Below are 19,638 nucleotides of genomic sequence, written 5' to 3'. Positions count from 1 at the left end.
ACTGTCTACAGCATGTGCGCGTACGCTCGCGCAGCGTACGCGGCCCATGCCTGGTGGCAGGGGTGCGCGGCCCGTCACGGTGGCCCCATGCACCCCGAAACGGAAGCTTCGTTCGCTGAACTGTCCACTACCGTACGTGCGTTCAGGCGCCGCATCGCCGCCACTCGGCGGGGCGCGCGGCTGGCCCGTCTGCTGTCGATCCAACAGCTCGCGGAGTGGGGCGTGCCGCGTGGGTCCGACGCGTCGGACACCGCCGCGCTGATCGTGGCGGAGCTGGCCGCCAACGCGGTGGTGCATGCGCGGGTGCCGGGAAGAGACTTCGAGCTGGGCCTTCTGCTGCGGGCGGGCGTCCTGCGCATCGAGGTGACGGACACCCGCGCGGACAAGCGCCCGATGGTCGCCGCGCCGCCGTCCCCCGACGCCGAGTCGGGCCGGGGCCTGCTCCTCGTGACGGCGCTGGCGGAACGGTGGGGGGTGGTGGAGGGGGCTCCGCCTCGGAAGACGGTGTGGGTGGAGGTGGGGGTGTGAGTGCGGGCCGGTCGGGGCTGGTCGCGCAGTTCCCCGCGCCCCTTCTTGGCCCGGTGTTCATCTGCGGGCCGTGCTGGGTTGGCCGCGCTCAACATGGACGGGGTGATGGGATACAGCCAGCGCGACGACGACCCCGCGAACCCGTCGCCCGTCGGCACCGACGGCGTCGACCGGCCGCTGCTCCTCATGGGCATGGACGGCGACAATCACCACACCGTCGCCTCGTGGGGCGCCGCCTGGGAGCACAGCACCGGCTGGCACCGGGACCTGACGCTCACCGGCTCCGCCCATGCCTCCTCCACCGATCTTCAGTCGCAAGTCCCGCAGATCGCCCGTCAGTCGGGGCTGCCGGACGCCTTCGTCGTGAAGAACGTCGGGGCGATCGATCCCGTACGTTCCGTGGCCGCCCAGAAGGCGTACGTCTCCGCGTTCTTCGACCGGTGGCTGCGCGGCCGCGACGAGGCAGGGCGGCTGCTCGACGGGCCCTCGGGGCGGTGGCCGGAGGTGCGATTCGTGGAGTGAGGCCCCTCCCGGCACACCCCCCACCCGTATGTGATCCAGCCGTGTCGACGGTGGCGTCCATGCGGCTGGGCAGGTCGACGCGTAGGCTTGTTATTGGACTAGACCTGTCGACCTGTATGGCAGCCGAGGAATTGGGGTCAGATGAGCAACCGTGCACTGCTTGAGGTGATCGCCCTCGACGCGGCGGACGCGATCGCGGCGCAGTCCGGCGGGGCGGACCGCCTTGAGCTGGTCACCGACATGGCGGCCGACGGCCTGACCCCGTCCCGGGAGACCTTCGCGGCGATCCGCGCCGCCGTGGACATCCCCCTGCGCGTGATGCTCCGCTCGGCGGACGGCTTCGCGGCGGGCGACGTGGACGCGCTCGTACGGGACGCGCGGGCGCTGCGGGCCGAGGGCGCGGACGAGTTCGTGCTCGGGTTCCTCGACGAGACCGGAGCGCCGGACATGGCGGCGGTACGGGCGCTCGTGGCGGAGCTGGACGGGTGCCGGTGGACGTTCCACCGGGCCATCGACCGCGCCGCCGACCGCGACGCCCTGCGCAAGGAGCTCGCGGGGCTGCCGGGCCTCGACACGTATCTGACGGCGGGGGCGGCGGGCGGCGTCGACGAGGGCCTCGCGACCCTGGTCGCGGAGGCGGCCCGCGGCGCCGAGCCCGGCTACGAGCCGCGCATCCTGGTCGGCGGCGGCCTCCGCCTCGACCACCTGCCGGTACTGCTCCGCGCGGGCATCGACGCGGTCCACATCGGCGGCGCGTCCCGGCCCCACGGGTGGGAGGCGCCGGTGGCGGCGGAGGCGGTCGCGGAGTGGCGGGCGGCGTTGGACGCGTAGTCCTGCGTACTGCTTCGGCCCGGTTTTTGCCTGCGGACCGTGGTGGGTTGCTCGCACAGTTCCCCGCGCCCCTAAAAGCGCCCCTTCGGGGCACCCAGGGGATGCCGCGCAGCGGCACTTAAGGGGCGCGGGGCTGTGACATTTGCGGCTCCGCCGCGCGGGCGCGAGCAACCCCCACCGGCCCGCAGACAAACAGGGTGGGGCGGAGCCATGGCTACGCTCAAGGTATGGCCGACCTCGACGACCTCCAAACCCGCTGGACCCGAACCCTCACCGCCGCCCGCCAAGGGCCCGGCCCCGACCCCGCCCCCTACGCCGACCGCCTCCTCACCCAGTGGGCCGAGCCGCACCGCAAGTACCACACCGTCGACCACCTCACCGCCGTCCTGCGCCACATCGACACCCTCGCCGACCACGCCGCGGACCCCGAACTCGTACGCCTCGCCGCCTGGTTCCACGACGCCGTGTACCGCCCGGACCGCTCCGAGAACGAGGAGCGCAGCGCGGCGCAGGCCGAACGCGCCCTCCCCGAGGCCGGGTTGAGCCAGGAGGCGACGGCCGAAGTCGCCCGGCTCGTACGCCTCACCGTCACCCACGACCCCCACGAGGGCGACACCAACGGCGAGGTCCTGTGCGACGCCGACCTGGCGGTGCTCGCCGGGGACCCGGAGGAGTACGCGGCATACGCCGCCGCCGTCCGCGAGGAGTACGCCTTCGTCCCCGACGACGCCTTCCGCACCGGCCGCGCCCAGGTCCTGCGTCAGCTCCTGGACCTGCCGAGGCTGTTCCGTACGCCGTACGGCACCAAGGAGTGGGAGGCCCGCGCCCGCGAGAACCTGACGGCTGAGCTGGAGCTGCTCACGGCGTGAGTCCTCACTCGATCGTGGGACCGGCCAAGAGACGGCTGCGGACGCCACAGCCATCGCCCTAGGTTCGCCCCGTCAGGCCGTCGGAGACAGGGGGAATCGGATGGGCACATGGGACGACCTGCTCACGGCATGGTCCGAATTGGATGTGCCCGAGGGGTGGCGCGCCGAGATCGATCAAGGGCAGATCCACATGAGTCCGCCTCCACCTCTGTACCACCACGCGGTCCTCGGGGACCTTCAACGGCCTCTGTACCGCTCACTCCCGGAGGAGCTGGAGATCTACCAGACCCTCGGCATCCACATCGCCCGGCTCGACAAGCTCTACATGCCCGACCTGGTGGTCATGCCGGGTGCACTCATCGACGCGGCCGACCCGAACTCCAACGACCCCGTGGACGCCGCCGAAGCCCTCCTCGTCGTCGAGATCACCTCGAAGAGCAACGCCAAGGACGACCGGACGAAGAAGCTCTGGGCCTACGCCGGCCGCCCCTTCGGCCGCCGCAACCCCGCCCCCGTAAGCCTCCGCACCAGCTCCTTCGGGCCGATCTCCACCGCCCCGGCCGCGACCGCGTCCGCGTACCGCGACTCCGGTACGTCGTAGTGGTCGCGCTCGAACGCGCGCGGCGGGCAGCCGATGGCGGCGGCGAAGGCGTGGAGCTCGTCGTACGAGACGTCGCTGATCAGGTGGGACCACAGGCGGCCGTGGCCCGGCCAGGTCGGGGGGTCTATGTAGACCGTCATGCGGCGGAGCCGCCCAGGCCGCCGACCGGGGCCACCTTCACGCCCGCCTTGCCGCACACCCAGTGCGGGTCGGGGCCGAGCTCCGGTTCCACGTCCAGCGCGTGCGGGTCCCCGGCGTCGCAGACCGGGCAGATGGGCCAGCGGCCGTACTTCTCCAGGAGCGCGTCCTGCACGTCCTGGGCGACCAGCCCGGCCACGTACTCCACGCCGTCCGGCCACTGCTCCACCCACCAGCGGCGGTGCGTCACCGCGTCCTCGACCAGCGAGACCACATCGGCCTGGGCCACGTCGCGCGCGGCCAGATCCGCCAGCACCAGGGCGCGTGCGGCGTGCAGGGACTGCTCCAGGGGGTCGACGTCGTCCATGCAGCCATTGTCACCCCTTCAGCCCCACGTGTTCGTCCCACGGTCAAAGGGTTGACCTTGCCCCACCTGCGAAAATATCTTTCAAAGGTGACTCGTGACGTGAAGGAAATTTTCATCGGGGACGCCGCCCCGCCCGTCCCCGCCGCCCTCGCCGCCAAGGTCCGCACCCTCGCGCCGTCCATGACCCGCTCGATGCAGCGCGTCGCCGAAGCCGTCGCCCAGGACCCCGCCGGGTGCGCCGCCCTCACCGTCACCGGCCTCGCCGAGCTCACCGGCACCAGCGAGGCCACCGTGGTCCGCACCGCCCGGCTGCTCGGCTACCCCGGCTACCGCGATCTGCGCCTCGCGCTCGCCGGGCTCGCCGCCCAGCAGCAGTCGGGGCGCGCCCCGGCCGTCACCGCCGACATCGCCGTGGACGACCCGATCGCCGACGTCGTCGCCAAGCTCGCCTACGACGAGCAGCAGACCCTCGCCGACACCGCCGCCGCGCTCGACACCGTCCAGCTCGGCGCCGCCGTCACCGCCCTCGCACAGGCCCGCCGCGTCGATATCTATGGCGTGGGGGCCTCTTCCCTCGTCGGGCAGGATCTCGCTCAGAAGCTGCTGCGGATCGGGCTCATCGCGCACGCCCACACCGATCCGCACCTCGCCGTCACCAACGCCGTACAGCTGCGGTCCGGCGACGCCGCCGTCGCCATCACCCACTCCGGCTCGACCGGCGACGTCATCGAGCCGCTGCGCGTCGCCTTCGACCGGGGCGCCACCACCATCGCCATCACCGGCCGTCCCGACGGCCCCGTCTCCCAGTACGCCGACCACATACTGACCACCTCGACCGCCCGCGAGAGCGAGCTGCGCCCGGCCGCGATGTCGTCCCGGACGAGCCAACTCCTCGTCGTGGACTGCCTGTTCATCGGCATCGCCCAGCGCACGTACGAGACGGCCGCCCCCGCGCTCGCCGCCTCCTACGAGGCGCTCGCCCACCGCCACAGCCCGCGCACCCGCTGACCCCGGGTGCCTCGCACACGTACGGAAAGAGCAGCGCTCCCATGACTTCCACGTACGGGGAACTCCGCGCCCAGCTGGCCGCACTGACCACCGAGGCGTTCCGGCCCGAGCTCGCCGAGATCGACCGGCTGCCGACCGCCGAGATCGCCCGCCTCATGAACGCCGAGGACGCCACCGTCCCGGCCGCCGTCGCCGCGCAGCTGCCGCGGATCGCCGCCGCCGTCGACGCCACCGCCGAGCGGATGGCCCGAGGCGGGCGGCTCGTCTACGCGGGCGCGGGCACCGCCGGGCGGCTCGGCGTCCTGGACGCCAGCGAGTGCCCGCCGACCTTCAACACCGACCCCTCGCAAGTCGTCGGGCTGATCGCGGGCGGGCCGGACGCCATCGCCACGTCTGTTGAAGGGGCCGAGGACTCGAAAGAGCTGGCCGCCGGTGATCTGGACCGGCTCGGGCTCGGCTCCCTCGACACCGTCGTCGGCGTCTCCGCCTCCGGCCGCACCCCGTACGCCGTCGGCGCCGTCGAACACGCCCGTGCGCGCGGGGCGTTGACCATCGGGCTCGCCTGCAACGCCGGGTCCGCCCTGGCCGCCGCCGCCGAGCACGGCATCGAGGTCGTGGTCGGCCCGGAGCTGCTGACCGGCTCCACCCGGCTCAAGTCCGGCACCGCCCAGAAGCTCGTCCTCAACATGATCTCGACGATCACGATGATCCGGCTCGGCAAGACGTACGGGAACCTCATGGTCGACGTACGGGCCTCCAACGAGAAGCTGCGGGCCCGCTCGCGGCGGATCGTCTCATTGGCGACGGGCGCGGGCGACGAGGACATCGAGTCGGCCCTCGCGGCCGCCGGCGGCGAGGTGAAGACGGCGATCCTGATGCTCCTCGCGGACGTGGACGCGGCGACGGCGACGCGCCGCCTGGAGCGGGCGGACGGCCATCTGCGCACGGCGCTGACGTAGCCGCCCGTCCGCGAGCCGGGGCGGCAACTCCCATACGCCGCCCCAGCCTTACGATCTCGTCATGACCGCGTCCGACCGCGAACCCGAACCCGTCTTCATCAGGGTCGGCTGGGGAGGGCGCTGGGGCTACAACCCCGCCAGCCCCGTCGGCCTCACCCTCATCTTCCTCACCCTGGCCTTCGTCGCCGTCGCCTTCTTCGTCGTGAACGACCAGACCAACTGGAGCACGGGCGAACTGCGCGACGCCGCCCACCAGGCGGCGCACGACCTGGACGGGACGACCCAGCCCAACTTCGATCCGTCCGCTGCGTACTCGGGCATCGGCTACGCGCGGACCATCGAGGACGCCATGAAGAACACCGGCGCGGCCCAGTGGTTCACCGACCCGCTCGTGCTGCGCGGCCACGGCAAGGACCCGTCGGCGTACGACATCACCGGCTCCGGCACGGACGCGGCGTTCTGCATGCACCTCACCGTCAGCCCCTTCGGCGGCGGCAAGGCGGTGATCGGGGCCCGGGTCACGGACGGCACCTGCTGACCGGCGCCGAAAGCCTGCGGACACGCCGGAGGGCGGCACCCCTGCGAACAGGAGTGCCGCCCTCGGCGTACAGCGTTATGGAGCCGCTGATCCCGGAGGGGATCAGAAGTCCATGTCACCGCCCGGCATGCCGCCCGGAGCGGCCGCGGCGGCCTTCTCCGGCTTGTCGGCGATGACGGCCTCGGTGGTGAGGAACAGCGCGGCGATCGACGCGGCGTTCTGCAGCGCGGAACGCGTCACCTTCGCCGGGTCGATGATGCCCTCGGCGATCATGTCGACGTACTCGCCGGTCGCGGCGTTCAGACCGTGGCCGACGGCCAGGTTGCGCACCTTCTCGACGACGACGCCGCCCTCAAGACCACCGTTGACGGCGATCTGCTTCAGCGGGGCCTCCAGGGCGAGCTTCACGGCGTTGGCGCCGGTCGCCTCGTCACCCGACAGGTCCAGCTTCTCGAAGACCGAGGAGGCCTGGAGCAGGGCCACGCCACCACCGGCGACGATGCCCTCCTCGACGGCCGCCTTCGCGTTGCGAACGGCGTCCTCGATGCGGTGCTTGCGCTCCTTGAGCTCCACCTCGGTGGCGGCGCCGGCCTTGATGACGGCCACGCCGCCGGCCAGCTTCGCCAGGCGCTCCTGGAGCTTCTCGCGGTCGTAGTCCGAGTCCGAGTTCTCGATCTCGGCGCGGATCTGGTTGACGCGACCGGCGACCTGCTCGCTGTCACCCGCACCGTCGACGATCGTGGTCTCGTCCTTGGTGATGACGACCTTGCGGGCGTGGCCCAGCAGGTCGAGACCCGCGTTCTCCAGCTTGAGGCCGACCTCCTCGGAGATGACCGTGCCGCCGGTGAGGATGGCGATGTCGTTCAGCATCGCCTTGCGGCGGTCGCCGAAGCCCGGGGCCTTGACGGCGACGGACTTGAAGGTGCCGCGGATCTTGTTCACGACCAGGGTCGACAGGGCCTCGCCCTCGACGTCCTCGGCGATGATCAGGAGCGGCTTGCCCGACTGCATGACCTTCTCGAGGAGCGGCAGCAGGTCCTTGACCGAGCCGATCTTCGAGTTGACGATCAGGATGTACGGGTCGTCGAGCGCGGCTTCCATGCGCTCCATGTCGGTCGCGAAGTACGCCGAGATGTAGCCCTTGTCGAAGCGCATGCCCTCGGTGAGCTCGAGCTCCAGACCGAAGGTCTGGGACTCCTCGACCGTGATGACGCCTTCCTTGCCGACCTTGTCCATCGCCTCGGCGATGAGCTCGCCGATCTGGGTGTCGGCGGCGGAGATGGAGGCCGTCGAAGCGATCTGCTCCTTGGTCTCGACATCCTTCGCCTGCTCCAGGAGCGCACCGGAGACGGCCTCGACGGCCTTCTCGATACCGCGCTTCAGAGCCATCGGGTTGGCGCCGGCGGCCACGTTGCGCAGACCCTCGCGGACGAGCGCCTGGGCGAGGACGGTCGCGGTGGTCGTACCGTCACCGGCGACGTCGTCCGTCTTCTTGGCGACTTCCTTGACCAGCTCGGCGCCGATCTTCTCGTACGGGTCCTCGAGCTCGATCTCCTTGGCGATGGAAACACCATCGTTGGTGATCGTGGGGGCGCCCCACTTCTTCTCGAGGACGACGTTGCGGCCCTTGGGGCCAAGGGTGACCTTGACGGCGTCGGCGAGCTGGTTCATCCCGCGCTCGAGACCGCGCCGTGCCTCCTCGTCGAACGCGATGATCTTGGCCATGTGAAGTGGTCCTCCCGGACAGGGGTGGATTGCTCCGGATCGAGGAAGCGCCCGCGACGGACGGCCTGCGCGCCTTGTGGTTCCTTGCCCCACGCGGCTTGCGGACCTCACCGACCCGATCCTGGTTCTGTCACTCTCACTCGGAGAGTGCTAACGCCAATGATTAGCACTCGGCCCAGGAGAGTGCAAGACCGTCCCACCGACCCGGCCGGGTCCCGGCCACCTCCGGGGCGGGGAGTCCGGGCCCCGGACACACACGTGGGGCCCGCATCCATTTACAGAGGATGCGGGCCCCACGGGCCTGTATGCGTCGGTGGCCGATCGCGCCGAGATCAGACGGCGAGCTTGACCATGTCCGCCTGCGGACCCTTCTGGCCCTGCGAGATCTCGAACTCGACTCGCTGACCTTCTTCAAGGGTGCGGTAGCCGTCCATCTGGATCGCGCTGTAGTGGACGAAAACATCCGCACCACCGTCGACCGCGATGAAGCCGTACCCCTTCTCCGCGTTGAACCACTTGACGGTGCCCTGAGCCATGCCTAACTCCCCTATTACTGGCCCTTGCACGGGACCGCACTTCGCGGACCCGGGTCAGACCTCCACCCTCCGACAGGAGAGGGTGTGCGCCGGAACGCGTCGACCGCGGCTGAATGTATCTGCCCAACTGCCCTCTGCAACAGGTCAATCGGACGAGAATTCCGGGCAGGGGTGAAGAGCGGAATGCCGCGAAATTCAGCATTCCGGGGCAAGTCGGGCCGGGCAAAGCGCACTTAAGGAGCAATATGCTCGAACACTTTGACTGCTTCTCGACGCCGGTTCGTCGCGTTCTCATATGCACGTGGCACGCACAACGACGGGGACTTCCCCACTGTACCGCGCTCAACCACACTGAATTGCCCCCTCCGCTTAGCTTGCGGAGGGGGCAATTCAGGTAACTGTGCGTGTGGCGCGCCGATGTTCGGCCTATGTTCAGCAGCCGCCCGCACTGTGCTCGATGGTCAGCCTCCGGCGACGGCGGGAATGATCGAGACCCCGGCGCCGTCCGGCGTCGCCGTCTCCAGGCCCTGCTCGAAGCGGACGTCGTCGTCGTTGACGTACACGTTGACGAAGCGGCGCAGCTTGCCCTGGTCGTCCAGGACCCGGGCGGCGATCCCGGTGTGGTTCTTCTCCAGGTCGGCGATGACCTCGGCGAGGGTGGCACCCTCGGCCGCGACCTCGGCCTTGCCGCCGGTGTACGTACGGAGAATGGTGGGGATGCGGACGTTGACGCTCATGGTGTGCTGCCTTTCCGTGGCCGGTGGGTCAGTGGGCGAGGCCCGCGTCGCGGAACGCGTCCAGGCTCGGGCGGATCGTCGCGGTCGGGCCGGTCGTCGGGGCCACGGCGTCCAGGGTCTTGAGGCCGTCCCCCGTGTTGAGGACGACAGTAGTGAGCGCCGGGTCGAGCAGCCCGCTTTCGATGAGCTTGCGTGTGACACCGACCGTCACGCCGCCCGCCGTCTCGGCGAAGATGCCCTCGGTCCGGGCGAGCAGCTTGATCGCGTCCACGACCTGCTCGTCGTTGACGTCCTCCACCGCGCCGCCGGTGCGCCGGGCGATGTCCAGGACGTACGGGCCGTCCGCCGGGTTGCCGATGGCCAGCGACTTGGCGATGGTGTCCGGCTTCTGCGGCCGGACGACGTCGTGGCCCGCCTTGAAGGCGGTGGACACCGGAGAGCAGCCCTCCGCCTGAGCACCGAAGATCTTGTACGGCTTGTCCTCGACGAGCCCCAGCTTGATCAGCTCCTGGAGACCCTTGTCGATCTTCGTGAGCTGCGAGCCCGAGGCGATCGGGATGACGATCTGGTCGGGCAGCCGCCAGCCGAGCTGCTCGCAGATCTCGTACGCGAGCGTCTTGGAGCCCTCGCCGTAGTACGGGCGCAGGTTCACGTTCACGAAGCCCCAGCCCTCGCCGAGCGGGTCCCCGATGAGCTCCGAGCAGAAGCGGTTGACGTCGTCGTAGTTGCCCTCGATGCCGACCAGCTCGCCGCCGTACACCGCGGCCATGACGACCTTGCCCTGCTCCAGGTCGTGCGGGATGAACACGCAGGAGCGCAGTCCGGCCCGGGCGGCGGCCGCGCCGACCGCGCCCGCGAGGTTGCCGGTGGAGGAGCAGGAGAGCGTGGTGAAGCCGAAGGCGCGGGCGGCCTCGACGGCGATCGCGACGACGCGGTCCTTGAAGGAGTGCGTCGGGTTGCCGGAGTCGTCCTTGACGTAGAGGCCGCCGGTGACGCCCAGCTCGCGGGCGAGGTTGTCGGCCTTGACGAGCTTGGTGAATCCCGGATTCAGGTTAGGCTTTTCAGCCACATTGGCCGGAACGGGCAGCAGGGGCGCATAGCGCCAGATGTTGTCCGGGCCCGCTTCGATACGCTGGCGCAGCGCCTCGGGGTCACCCGTCGGAAGGTCGTACGCGACTTCGAGCGGCCCGAAACACAGGGCGCAGGCGAAGATGGGGCCGAGGTCGAACCGCTCGCCGCATTCCCGGCAGGAAAGCGCGACGGCGGGACCGAGGTTCACAGTGGTGGCGGCATTGGCGACGGTGTGCACAGCCATGATGGCGAGGCCCTTTCTCCTCATCTTCCCCATGGCGCATTTCGCCATGAGACGGAATTGGCACCTTCCCCACCGTGACCTCGCGGTCGGCAGGAGGGTTGCCGGGACTTCAACGGGCCGTTCCCTCAGTCCCTCTGGATGAGCGCTGTGGCACTGGGTCCAGGACCCAGGCATTTGTTCGCGCGACGACCCCGACATGCGACGGTCATCCGCGTTGTTCAAGACTGTAACCGAAGGCCCGGACGGTTGAGATAGTCGTCCGAACCGCGAGATGGATCACAGAGGAGGCTCCGGCCCGTGTTGGAAGAGGTGGAGCGCTGGCTGAGCAGGCGTTCCTGGTCGGCGGCCGACCGCACGCTGGACGCGATCCTGGCCGCCAAGCGCCGCAGCGCCACCACGGTCAGCGTCGTCCTGCCGGCGCTCGACGAAGAGGCCACGGTCGGCCAGATCGTCGCCGCGATCCGGCGCGAGCTGATGACCGCGGCGGTGCCGCTGGTGGACGAGCTGGTGGTGGTCGACTCCGGCTCCACCGACCGTACGGCCGAGGTCGCGGCCGCCGCGGGCGCCCGGGTGGTGCACCGGGACGCGATCCTGCCCCGGATACCGGCCCTGCCCGGCAAGGGCGAGGTCCTGTGGCGCTCCCTGCTGGTCACCACGGGTGACGTCGTCTGCTTCGTCGACGCGGACCTGAGGGACTTCGACCCGGCCTTCGTGTCCGGGATCGTCGGGCCGCTCCTGACCGACCCGGACGTGGACTTCGTCAAGGCGATGTACGACCGGCCGTTCGGCGACTCCCCAGGTCAGGGCGGTCGGGTCACCGAACTCGTGGCCCGTCCCCTGCTCAACCTGCACTGGCCGCAGCTGGCCGGGTTCGTCCAGCCGCTGGGCGGCGAGTACGCGGCCCGGCGCTCGCTCCTGGAGCGGCTGCCGTTCCCCGTCGGTTACGGAGTGGAGCTGGGCCTGCTCGTCGACGCGCTGCACACGGTCGGCCTGGACGCGCTGGCCCAGGTCGACGTGGGCGTGCGCAAACACCGCCACCAGGACGGCCAGGCGCTCGGCCGGATGGCCGCGGCGATCTACCGCACGGCCCAACTCCGGCTCTCCCGGGCCCACTTGGTGCGCCCGACGCTGACGCAGTTCGAGCGGGGCGAGGACGGCTTCGTGCCGCGTACGTACGCGGTGGACACCGAGGAGCGGCCGCCGATGCGCGAAATCGGGGAGTACGCGGTGCATCGGGCGGCGTAACACGGGATGAGTATCGGGGGGCGGTCCTCGCCTTCGCACGTTTGAGGCATTCCGGGACGGGCTAGGTTCGTCTCCATGGTCTCCGCGCGCGCTGCCCAGGTCGCTGCCCAGGTTCTCGTCGCGTCCAACCGCGGCCCCGTCTCGTACGCCCTCGGCGCCGACGGGACGCTGACCTCCCGGCGCGGTGGCGGCGGCCTGGTCTCCGGCCTGTCCGCCATCGGCGCCGAGGCGAACGCCCTCTGGGTCTGCTCGGCGCTCGGCGACGGCGACCGGGAGGCCGTGCGGCGCGGGGTGGGAGAGGCGGGCGTGCGGATGCTCGACATCGACGCGGGGACGCACGCGGACGCGTACAACGGCATCGCGAACTCGGTGCTGTGGTTCGTCCACCACATGCTGTACCAGACGCCCCTGGAGCCGGTCTTCGACGCGGAGTTCCGGCGTCGGTGGGGCGCGTACGAGACGTACAACCGGGCGTTCGCGCAGGCGCTCGCGGAGGAGGCGGCGGCGGGGGCCTCGGTGGTGGTCCAGGACTACCACCTGGCGCTGGTGCCGGGCCTGCTCCGGGAGCTCCGCCCCGACCTGCGGATCGGCCACTTCTCGCACACGCCGTGGGCGCCGCCGGAGTACTTCCGGATGCTCCCGGACGACGTGGCGGAGCAGCTGCTGCGGGGGATGCTCGGCGCGGACCGGCTCGGCTTCCTGACGCGGCGCTGGGCGGACGCGTTCACGCGCTGCTGCGCGGACGTGGTCGGCGGCACCGGCTCCACCCGGATCGGGGTGTACGGCCTGGGCGCGGACGCGGAGTTCCTGCGGCGGCGCGCGCACGAGCCGGACGTGGACGAGCGCCTGGCCGCGCTGCGGGAGCAGATCGGTGCGGGCCGGAAGGCGATCGTGCGGGTCGACCGCACGGAACTGTCGAAGAACATCGTGCGGGGGCTGCTGGCGTACGGGCAGCTGCTCGCGGACCACCCGGAGTGGCGGGAGCGGGTGGTGCACGTGGCGTTCGCGTACCCGTCGCGGCAGGATCTGGCGGTGTACCGGGAGTACACGGCGGAGGTGGCGCGGACGGCTGATGAGATCAACTCGACGTACGGGGTTGATGGTTGGACCCCCGTCCTCCTCCACGTCGAGGACGACTTCGCGCGGTCGCTGGCGGCGTACCGGCTGGCGGACGTGGCCCTGGTGAACCCGATCCGGGACGGCATGAACCTGGTGGCCAAGGAGGTGCCGGTGGTGTCGGAGGAGGGGTGCGTGCTGGTGCTGTCGCGGGAGGCGGGGGCGTGGGAGGAGCTGCGGGAGGATGCGGTGGGGGTGAATCCGTACGACGTGATGGGGACGGCGGCTGCGCTTCACGAGGCGTTGTCGATGGGTTTGGGGGAGCGGGGGGAGCGGACGAAGCGGCTGGCCGCGGCGGCGACGGCGCTGCCGCCGCGGCAGTGGTTCTTGGAACAGCTGACGGCGCTGCGCGAGGGGTAATCCCCCACCCCACCCCTTCCCGAAAGTCCTCTGGCGGACGGCCGGGTTCGTCGGCTGCGAGCCGTGGGTGGCTGGTCGCGCAGTTCCCCGCGCCCCTAACTACCTAGGGGCGCGGGGAACTGCGCGAGCAACCCAGCACGATCCGCAGACGAACGACAACCGCCGGAGGCTTTCGGGAAGGGGTGGGGTGGGGGCCTCTAAAGGACGGCCGCCAAGGCCGTCAGGAGTGAGACCACGCCCGACGGGCCCGGCACCGCCACATCCGCCCGCTCCCACACCTCCGGCACCTCCGTGGACCCGCTGCACACCAGCAGCCCCGGCACCCCGTCCGAACGGAGCTTCTCGACGGCGGCGAACGCGGGCAGATCGCCGAGGTCGTCACCGGCGTACAGGACGGACCCCGCCCCCACCTCCCGCAGGTACTCCGCCAACGCCACCCCCTTGTCCATGCCAGGAGGACGCAGCTCCAGGACCAGCCGCCCGGGCTCAAGGATGAGGCCGTGCCGGGTGGCGAGGGCGGCCAACGGATCCCGCAGCGCGGCGTACGCGGCCGAAGGGTCCGTGGCCCGCCGCGTATGCACCGCGACCGCCTGCCCCTTCTCCTCGATCCACGTCCCCCGCCACGCCCCGTGCGCATCCAGCACCCCCGGCAGCTCGGCCCGCGCGGCCGTGACCCCGGGGTGCGGGGCGGGCGCGGCCACGGTCCCGGACACCGCGTCCCAGCGCTCGGCCCCGTAGTGGCCGAGCACCACCAGGTGCTCCAGGCCGGGAACGCCCGCGAACCCCCCGTACCGTACGGCCACACCCGCCGGACGCCCCGTGATCACCGCGACCGAGGCGACCTTCGGGGCGAGGGCGGCGAGGGCGGGGACGGCGCCGGCGTGGGCGCGCGCCTGCTCGGGGTCGGGGACGATCTCGGCGAGCGTGCCGTCGAAGTCGAGGGCGATCACGGCCCGCTCGGGCGCGGCCAGGATCGCGGCGAGCGCCTCGCGTCCGGCGGAGGTGGCAGGGGTCGGCAGGGGGTGCGGTTGGCTGCCCATGGCACGACCCTAGCGGCGCGGGCGGGATCACAGCCATGGCGGGAGAGCGGTTATGCGCGGCGTTCGCGCTGGGCCTCGCGTATCCGGCGCAGGCGGTTCACCGTGACCGGGTCGTGGGCCAGCGCCCGCTCGTCGTCGAGCAGGGCGTTGAGGAGCTGGTAGTAGTGCGTCGGAGAGATGCCCAGCTGCTCCCGTACGGCCCGCTCCTTGGCCCCGGGCCCGGCCCAGGACCGCCGCTCGATGGCCAGCACGGCCCGAGCCCGCTCACTCAGCCCGCCCTCGTCGTGGTCAGTCATACAAGCCAACGTATCGCTGACGCGCATACAAGGGGCGCGGGGTTCGTCTGCGGGCCGGTGGGGGCTGAACGCGCAGTTCCCCGCGCCCCTAAAAATGCCGCTGCGCGGCAATCCCCTGGGCGCCCCGAAGGGGCGCTTCCAGGGGCGCGGGGAACCGCGCGACCAGCCACAGGCAACCCGCAGACGAACCCCGGGCCCACCTACTCCGCGGACTCCGCCTCCGTCGCCACCTTCGCGATCCCCTCCAGCACCGACCGCGGGTCCCCCTCCGGCGACACCGCCCCGCCGATCCGCTTCTTGATCGTCTCGCTCACCTTCGGCCACGACGTCTTGCCGATCGGCGGCAGCTCCGACGTCGGCAGCGCGGCCAGGAACTCCTTGAGCTCCGGGTGCTTGCCGTCGTTCTGCATGGTCTGCGACGCCGTACGGGTCGCGGGCAGCAGGTCGTACTTGTCCGCGAACGCCAGCACGTTCCGGTCGTTGAACGTGAAGTCGAGGAACTTCCCGATCTCCTCGCGGTGGCCGTTCTGCTTGAAGCCCATGATCCAGTCGGCCACGCCCATCGACGCCTTGGCCTTGCCCTCGGCGCCGGGCAGCGGGACCATCCCGTACTTCACGCCCTTCTTCTTGGCCTGCTCCATCAGCGACGGGTGGCCGTTGAGCATGCCGACCTCGCCCTTGGCGAACGCGTCGAAGGCCGCCTGGCGGTTCAGCTTCGCCGGTGCGACGGGCCCGGTCAGGCCCTCCTCGACCAGGTTCTTCTTCAGCCAGTTGAAGGTCTTGATGTTCTCGGGCGAGTCGATGTCGTACCCGGAGATCTGGTTGACGTAACTGCCGCCACCGCTCAGCATCCACATCATCGTCTCGGCCTGGGCCTCCTCGCTGCCCAGCGGCAGCGCGAACGGGGTCTTGACCCCCTTGGCCTTCAGCGCCTTGGCGTCGGCCGCCAGTTGCGCCCACGTCTGCGGCGGCTTGATGTGCGCCTTGTCGAAGAGCGACTGGTTGTAGAACAGGAGCCGGGTCGACGCCACGAACGGGATGCCGTACTGGACGCGCTTCATCTCGCCCGCGTCCGCCAGCGGCGCCAGGAAGTTCGCCTGGACGGGGATGGAGAGCACCTGGTCGACGGAGTAGAGCTTGCCGGCCGCCGCGTAGTCGGAGTACGCGCCGATCTGCGCGATGTCGGGGGCCTTGCCCTCCTTCACCATCTCCGCGACCTTGGCGTCGACGACGTCCCAGGAGTAGACGGAGACGTCGACCTTGACGCCGGGGTTCTTCTTCTCGAAGTCGGCGACGACGTCGTGCCAGTACGCCTTGGTGCTGCTGCCGCCCGCGATGTCGTAGTCGGCGGCGACCAGCTTGAGGGTGACGCTGCCGGAGCCGCTGTCGCTGCCGCAGCCGGTGAGGCCCGCGGCCGCCATTCCGAGTGCGGCAACCGCCGCCGTCAGACCGATGAAGCGCCGCTGCTGCACGTGCTCTGTCCCACCCTCGTTGTTCGCCAGTCGGTCCCCCGTGAACGTCCTGTTCGCAACGTCCTGTCTACATGAGCTGCGATCTTCCCTTGCGGCCGGGGCTGAGGTCTACACCAGTTGGGTATCACTTCCGCAACTTCTGCCGCCGCCGTCCCACCCGTACGGCCGTAATCCTGGCGGCACTTGGGAAAACGCTTACCCGTCACCCGGTGAGTGGACTAGACCTTTCATGGGTGAACGCGCGAGACTGTCCCCCGTGAGACACGTCATCGCCCTGGATGTGGGCGGCACCGGGATGAAAGCCGCCCTCATCGGGGTGGACGGCGGCCTGCTGTACGAGGCGCGCAGGCCCACCGGCCGCGAGCGCGGCCCCGAGGCCGTCGTCGAGAGCATCCTCGACTTCGCCGCCGAGCTGCGGACGTACGGCGAGGAGCACCTCGGCGAGAGCGCCGTGGCGGCCGGCGTCGCCGTGCCCGGCATCGTCGACGCCGAGAACGGCATCGCGGTCTACGCGGCCAACCTGGGCTGGCGCGACGTCCCCATGCGGCGGCTGCTGAGCGAGCGGCTCGACGGCGTGCCCGTCGCCCTCGGCCACGACGTGCGCACCGGCGGCCTCGCCGAGGGCCGGATCGGCGCGGGCAGGGGCGCCGACCGCTTCCTGTTCATCCCGCTCGGCACCGGCATCGCCGGGGCCATCGGCATCGACGGCCGCATCGAGCCGGGCGCCCACGGCTACGCGGGCGAGATCGGCCACATCGTGGTGCGCCCCGGCGGCATCCCCTGCGGCTGCGGCCAGCGCGGCTGCCTGGAGCGCCTGGCCTCCGCCTCCGCCGTCACCCAGGCGTGGGCCGAGGCCAGCGGAGATGCGGACGCGGACGCGGCCGACTGCGCCAAGGCCGTCGAGTCCGGCGACCCGGCGGCGCGTGCCGTGTGGCAGAACGCCGTCGACGCGCTCGCGGACGGCCTGGTCACCGCGCTCACCCTGCTCGACCCCCGCACCCTGATCATCGGTGGCGGACTCGCCGAAGCGGGGGAAACCTTGTTCGTACCGCTGCGGGCGGCCGTCGAGGAGCGCGTCACCTTCCAGAAACTGCCCGCGATCGTCCCGGCGGCCCTCGGCGACACGGCGGGCTGCCTGGGCGCGGGCCTGCTCGCCTGGGACCTGCTCGACACCACCGGCACCGACTCTCCTCCCGGCACCGACGCCGGCACCCCCCACTCCTCGGAGGTAACCGCCTGATGGCCACCAGCAAGGTTCTCTCCGGCGCCCGCGTCGTCCTGCCGACCGGGGTCGTCGAGAACGGACGCGTGATCGTCGACGGCGGGAAGATCGCCGGAAGCGCGCCCGAGGCCGCCGAGCGCGTCGACCTCACCGGCCACTGGGTGGTCCCCGGCTTCGTCGACATGCACGTGCACGGCGGCGGCGGCGCCTCCTTCACCAACGGCACGGTCGACGACGTCCTCAAGGGCGTCCACACCCACCGGCTGCACGGCACCACCACCATGGTCGCCTCCACCGTCACCGGCGAGATGGACTTCCTGGCCCAGCGGGCCGGGCTGCTCTCCGAGCTGGTCGAGCAGGGCGACCTGGCGGGCATCCACTTCGAGGGCCCGTTCATCTCGCCGTGCCGCAAGGGCGCCCACAGCGAGGACCTGCTGCGCCACCCGGACCCGGCCGAGGTCCGCAAGCTGATGGACGCGGCCCGGGGCACCGCCAAGATGTTCACGCTCGCCACCGAGCTCCCCGGCGGCCTGGACTCCGTACGGCTGCTCGCCGAGCACGGCGTGATCGCCGCCATCGGCCACACCGACGCCACGTACGAGCAGACCGTCGAGGCGATCGACGCGGGCGCCACCGTCGCCACCCACCTCTACAACGCGATGCCCGCGCTCGGCCACCGCGCGCCCGGCCCGATCGCCGCCCTCCTGGAGGACGAGCGGATCACCGTCGAGCTGATCAACGACGGCACGCACCTGCACCCCGCCTCGCTCGAACTCGCCTTCCACCACAAGGGCGCCGACCGGGTCGCGTTCATCACGGACGCCATGGACGCGGCCGGGTTCGGGGACGGGCTCTACCACCTCGGGCCGCTGGAGGTCGAGGTCAAGGAGGGCGTCGCCCGGCTCGTCGAGGGCGGCTCGATCGCGGGCTCGACCCTCACCCTGGACCGCGCCTTCCGGCGCGCGGTGACCGTCGACAACCTCTCCGTCGAGGACGCCGTCCGCGCGCTCAGCGCCAACCCTGCGCGGCTGCTCGGCGTGTACGACAAGGTCGGCTCGCTCGAACCGGGCAAGGACGCGGACCTGGTGGTCCTGGACGAGCGCTTCGCGCTCAAGGGCGTGATGCGGCACGGCGAGTGGATCGTGGCGCCCTAGCCCCCCTGTAACGGGACGGTGGCCGGATTCCGGGGCTGTGGGGTCTGGGCCGGCCACCGTCCGTTTGGCATGATCACTTCGTGATCCTGACCGTCACGCTGAACACGGCACTCGACATCACCTACCGGGTCCCGGAGCTCGTCCCGCACGCCAGTCACCGCGTGGACGAGGTCACCGAGCGCCCCGGCGGCAAGGGCCTCAACGTCGCCCGGGTGCTGGCCGCGCTCGGCCACGAGAGCGTCGTCACGGGCTTCGCGGGCGGCCGCACCGGCGCGGTCCTGCGCGAACTGCTCGCCCCGCTCGCGCCCGTCGACGCGCTGGTCCCGGTCGCCGGGACCACCCGCCGCACGATCGCCGTCGTGGACGCGGCCACCGGCGACACCACCCAGCTCAACGAGCCGGGCCCGCAGATCACGGCCGACGAGTGGGAGGCGTTCCTCACGGCGTACGAGCCGCTGCTGCGCCAGGCGGACGCGGTGGCGCTGTGCGGCAGCCTGCCGCCCGGGGTCCCGGTCGGCGCGTACGCGGACCTGGTACGCCGGGCCCGCGCGGCGAACGTCCCCGTACTCCTGGACACCAGCGGCGAGCCCCTGCGGCGCGGTCTGGCCGCCCGCCCCGACCTGATCAAGCCGAACGCCGACGAACTGGCCCGCCTCACCGGCTCCCGCGAACCGCTGCGCGCGGCCCGCGACGCCCGCCGCCGGGGCGCCCACGCGGTGGTCGCCTCCCTCGGCCCCGAGGGCATGCTCGCGATCACCCCGTCCGGCACCTGGCAGGCGACCCCACCGACCCAGGTCCGCGGCAACCCCACGGGCGCGGGCGACTCGGCGGTGGCGGCGCTGCTGTCATCCCTGGTGGAGGACCTGCCGTGGCCGTCCCGGCTGAGGCGGGCGGTGGCCCTGTCGGCGGCGACGGTGTTGGCGCCGGTGGCGGGCGAGTACGACGCCAAGGCGTACGAGGAGTTGGAGGGCGGGGTACAGGTGAGCGCCCTGCCGGACTGAGTACGTCGTCTGCGGACCGTGCTGGGTTGCGCGCGCAGTTCCCCGCGCCCCTAACTAC

The 19,638-nt window shown here is 71.4% G+C and carries 21 protein-coding genes, 1 pseudogene and 1 riboswitch; of the genes and pseudogenes, 13 read left to right on the top strand and 9 right to left on the bottom strand.

What is annotated here, in order from left to right; genetic code table 11:
• Window positions 1-87: 87 nt before the first annotated feature.
• The 5 genes and pseudogenes from QIY60_RS15080 to QIY60_RS15060 form a co-directional block, all read left to right on the top strand.
• Window positions 88-528 carry an ATP-binding protein gene (locus QIY60_RS15080; RefSeq protein WP_283142904.1) on the top strand — a complete coding sequence of 147 codons (441 nt, stop codon included), beginning with the start codon at window positions 88-90 and terminating at the stop codon, window positions 526-528.
• A 105-nt stretch (window positions 529-633) separates the two neighbouring features.
• The gene (locus QIY60_RS15075) at window positions 634-1,050 is read left to right on the top strand and encodes a hypothetical protein (RefSeq protein ID WP_283142903.1); all 417 of its coding nucleotides are present in this window, start codon (window positions 634-636) and stop codon (window positions 1,048-1,050) included.
• 141 nt (window positions 1,051-1,191) lie between these two features.
• The gene (locus tag QIY60_RS15070) at window positions 1,192-1,881 is read left to right on the top strand and encodes a copper homeostasis protein CutC (RefSeq protein ID WP_283142902.1); all 690 of its coding nucleotides are present in this window, start codon (window positions 1,192-1,194) and stop codon (window positions 1,879-1,881) included.
• Window positions 1,882-2,108: 227 nt separating this feature from the next.
• Window positions 2,109-2,750 (top strand): hypothetical protein, encoded by a 642-nt coding sequence (locus QIY60_RS15065; protein WP_283142901.1) that lies wholly within the window; start codon window positions 2,109-2,111, stop codon window positions 2,748-2,750.
• Window positions 2,751-2,850: 100 nt separating this feature from the next.
• Window positions 2,851-3,231: pseudogene (locus QIY60_RS15060) on the top strand (Uma2 family endonuclease); the annotation flags it as partial.
• Here QIY60_RS15060 and QIY60_RS15055 read toward each other — a convergent pair.
• Together QIY60_RS15055 and QIY60_RS15050 are read right to left on the bottom strand one after the other, a co-directional pair.
• Window positions 3,225-3,491 carry a DUF4031 domain-containing protein gene (locus QIY60_RS15055; RefSeq protein ID WP_283142900.1) on the bottom strand — a complete coding sequence of 89 codons (267 nt, stop codon included), beginning with the start codon at window positions 3,489-3,491 and terminating at the stop codon, window positions 3,225-3,227. The pseudogene QIY60_RS15060 and the gene QIY60_RS15055 overlap by 7 nt on opposite strands.
• Window positions 3,488-3,856, bottom strand: coding sequence for a hypothetical protein (locus QIY60_RS15050; RefSeq protein ID WP_283142899.1), 369 nt, complete (start codon window positions 3,854-3,856; stop codon window positions 3,488-3,490). Before QIY60_RS15050 ends, QIY60_RS15055 begins: the two co-directional genes overlap by 4 nt.
• Window positions 3,857-3,943: 87 nt before the next feature.
• Here QIY60_RS15050 and QIY60_RS15045 point away from each other — a divergent pair, with 87 nt between their 5' ends.
• The 3 genes from QIY60_RS15045 to QIY60_RS15035 all read left to right on the top strand — a co-directional run bounded on the left by QIY60_RS15045 (window position 3,944) and on the right by QIY60_RS15035 (window position 6,361).
• Window positions 3,944-4,864: a MurR/RpiR family transcriptional regulator gene (locus QIY60_RS15045; RefSeq protein WP_283142898.1), complete on the top strand. Its 921-nt coding sequence runs from the start codon at window positions 3,944-3,946 to the stop codon at window positions 4,862-4,864.
• 41 nt (window positions 4,865-4,905) lie between these two features.
• On the top strand, window positions 4,906-5,823 hold the full coding sequence (murQ, locus tag QIY60_RS15040) for an N-acetylmuramic acid 6-phosphate etherase (protein ID WP_283142897.1): 918 nt from the start codon (window positions 4,906-4,908) through the stop codon (window positions 5,821-5,823).
• 61 nt (window positions 5,824-5,884) lie between these two features.
• Entirely contained in the window at window positions 5,885-6,361 is a 477-nt protein-coding gene (locus QIY60_RS15035; RefSeq protein ID WP_283142896.1) for a hypothetical protein, read from the top strand.
• Window positions 6,362-6,463: 102 nt separating this feature from the next.
• On the opposite strand, the gene groL is transcribed toward QIY60_RS15035, so the two are convergent.
• From groL to thrC, 4 genes are all read right to left on the bottom strand, one after another.
• Complete coding sequence (groL, locus tag QIY60_RS15030) at window positions 6,464-8,086, bottom strand: chaperonin GroEL (RefSeq protein WP_283142895.1); 1,623 nt, start codon at window positions 8,084-8,086, stop codon at window positions 6,464-6,466.
• Between the two features lie 332 nt (window positions 8,087-8,418).
• Window positions 8,419-8,622, bottom strand: coding sequence for a cold-shock protein (locus QIY60_RS15025; protein ID WP_005315736.1), 204 nt, complete (start codon window positions 8,620-8,622; stop codon window positions 8,419-8,421).
• Window positions 8,623-9,083: 461 nt separating this feature from the next.
• Window positions 9,084-9,359 (bottom strand): MoaD/ThiS family protein, encoded by a 276-nt coding sequence (locus QIY60_RS15020; RefSeq protein ID WP_120722187.1) that lies wholly within the window; start codon window positions 9,357-9,359, stop codon window positions 9,084-9,086.
• Window positions 9,360-9,387: 28 nt separating this feature from the next.
• On the bottom strand, window positions 9,388-10,674 hold the full coding sequence (gene thrC, locus QIY60_RS15015; RefSeq protein WP_283142894.1) for a threonine synthase: 1,287 nt from the start codon (window positions 10,672-10,674) through the stop codon (window positions 9,388-9,390).
• Window positions 10,675-10,691: 17 nt separating this feature from the next.
• Window positions 10,692-10,819: riboswitch (SAM riboswitch) on the bottom strand.
• A 152-nt stretch (window positions 10,820-10,971) separates the two neighbouring features.
• On the opposite strand from thrC, the gene QIY60_RS15010 reads away from it, so the two are divergent.
• Window positions 10,972-11,919 (top strand): glucosyl-3-phosphoglycerate synthase, encoded by a 948-nt coding sequence (locus tag QIY60_RS15010; RefSeq protein WP_283142893.1) that lies wholly within the window; start codon window positions 10,972-10,974, stop codon window positions 11,917-11,919.
• 75 nt (window positions 11,920-11,994) lie between these two features.
• On the top strand, window positions 11,995-13,395 hold the full coding sequence (locus QIY60_RS15005) for a trehalose-6-phosphate synthase (protein WP_283142892.1): 1,401 nt from the start codon (window positions 11,995-11,997) through the stop codon (window positions 13,393-13,395).
• Window positions 13,396-13,592: 197 nt separating this feature from the next.
• On the opposite strand, the gene otsB is transcribed toward QIY60_RS15005, so the two are convergent.
• The 3 genes from otsB to QIY60_RS14990 form a co-directional block, all read right to left on the bottom strand.
• Window positions 13,593-14,435, bottom strand: a complete 843-nt coding sequence (gene otsB / locus QIY60_RS15000) for a trehalose-phosphatase (protein WP_283142891.1) — start codon at window positions 14,433-14,435, stop codon at window positions 13,593-13,595.
• A 50-nt stretch (window positions 14,436-14,485) separates the two neighbouring features.
• Complete coding sequence (locus QIY60_RS14995) at window positions 14,486-14,731, bottom strand: DUF3263 domain-containing protein (protein WP_283142890.1); 246 nt, start codon at window positions 14,729-14,731, stop codon at window positions 14,486-14,488.
• Window positions 14,732-14,931: 200 nt separating this feature from the next.
• The gene (locus QIY60_RS14990; RefSeq protein ID WP_283145935.1) at window positions 14,932-16,152 is read right to left on the bottom strand and encodes an extracellular solute-binding protein; all 1,221 of its coding nucleotides are present in this window, start codon (window positions 16,150-16,152) and stop codon (window positions 14,932-14,934) included.
• Window positions 16,153-16,459: 307 nt separating this feature from the next.
• On the opposite strand from QIY60_RS14990, the gene QIY60_RS14985 reads away from it, so the two are divergent.
• The 3 genes from QIY60_RS14985 (at window position 16,460) to QIY60_RS14975 (ending at window position 19,580) form a co-directional block, all read left to right on the top strand.
• Window positions 16,460-17,443: an ROK family protein gene (locus QIY60_RS14985; protein WP_283142889.1), complete on the top strand. Its 984-nt coding sequence runs from the start codon at window positions 16,460-16,462 to the stop codon at window positions 17,441-17,443.
• Complete coding sequence (gene nagA / locus QIY60_RS14980; protein ID WP_283142888.1) at window positions 17,443-18,579, top strand: N-acetylglucosamine-6-phosphate deacetylase; 1,137 nt, start codon at window positions 17,443-17,445, stop codon at window positions 18,577-18,579. Before QIY60_RS14985 ends, nagA begins: the two co-directional genes overlap by 1 nt.
• Before the next feature lie 80 nt (window positions 18,580-18,659).
• The gene (locus tag QIY60_RS14975; RefSeq protein ID WP_283142887.1) at window positions 18,660-19,580 is read left to right on the top strand and encodes a 1-phosphofructokinase family hexose kinase; all 921 of its coding nucleotides are present in this window, start codon (window positions 18,660-18,662) and stop codon (window positions 19,578-19,580) included.
• Window positions 19,581-19,638 lie beyond the last annotated feature (58 nt).

Origin of the sequence: Streptomyces sp. BPTC-684 (assembly GCF_030028635.1) — a bacterium.
Classification (GTDB): domain Bacteria; phylum Actinomycetota; class Actinomycetes; order Streptomycetales; family Streptomycetaceae; genus Streptomyces; species Streptomyces noboritoensis.
This window is presented reverse-complemented; position numbering and strand designations above follow the sequence as displayed.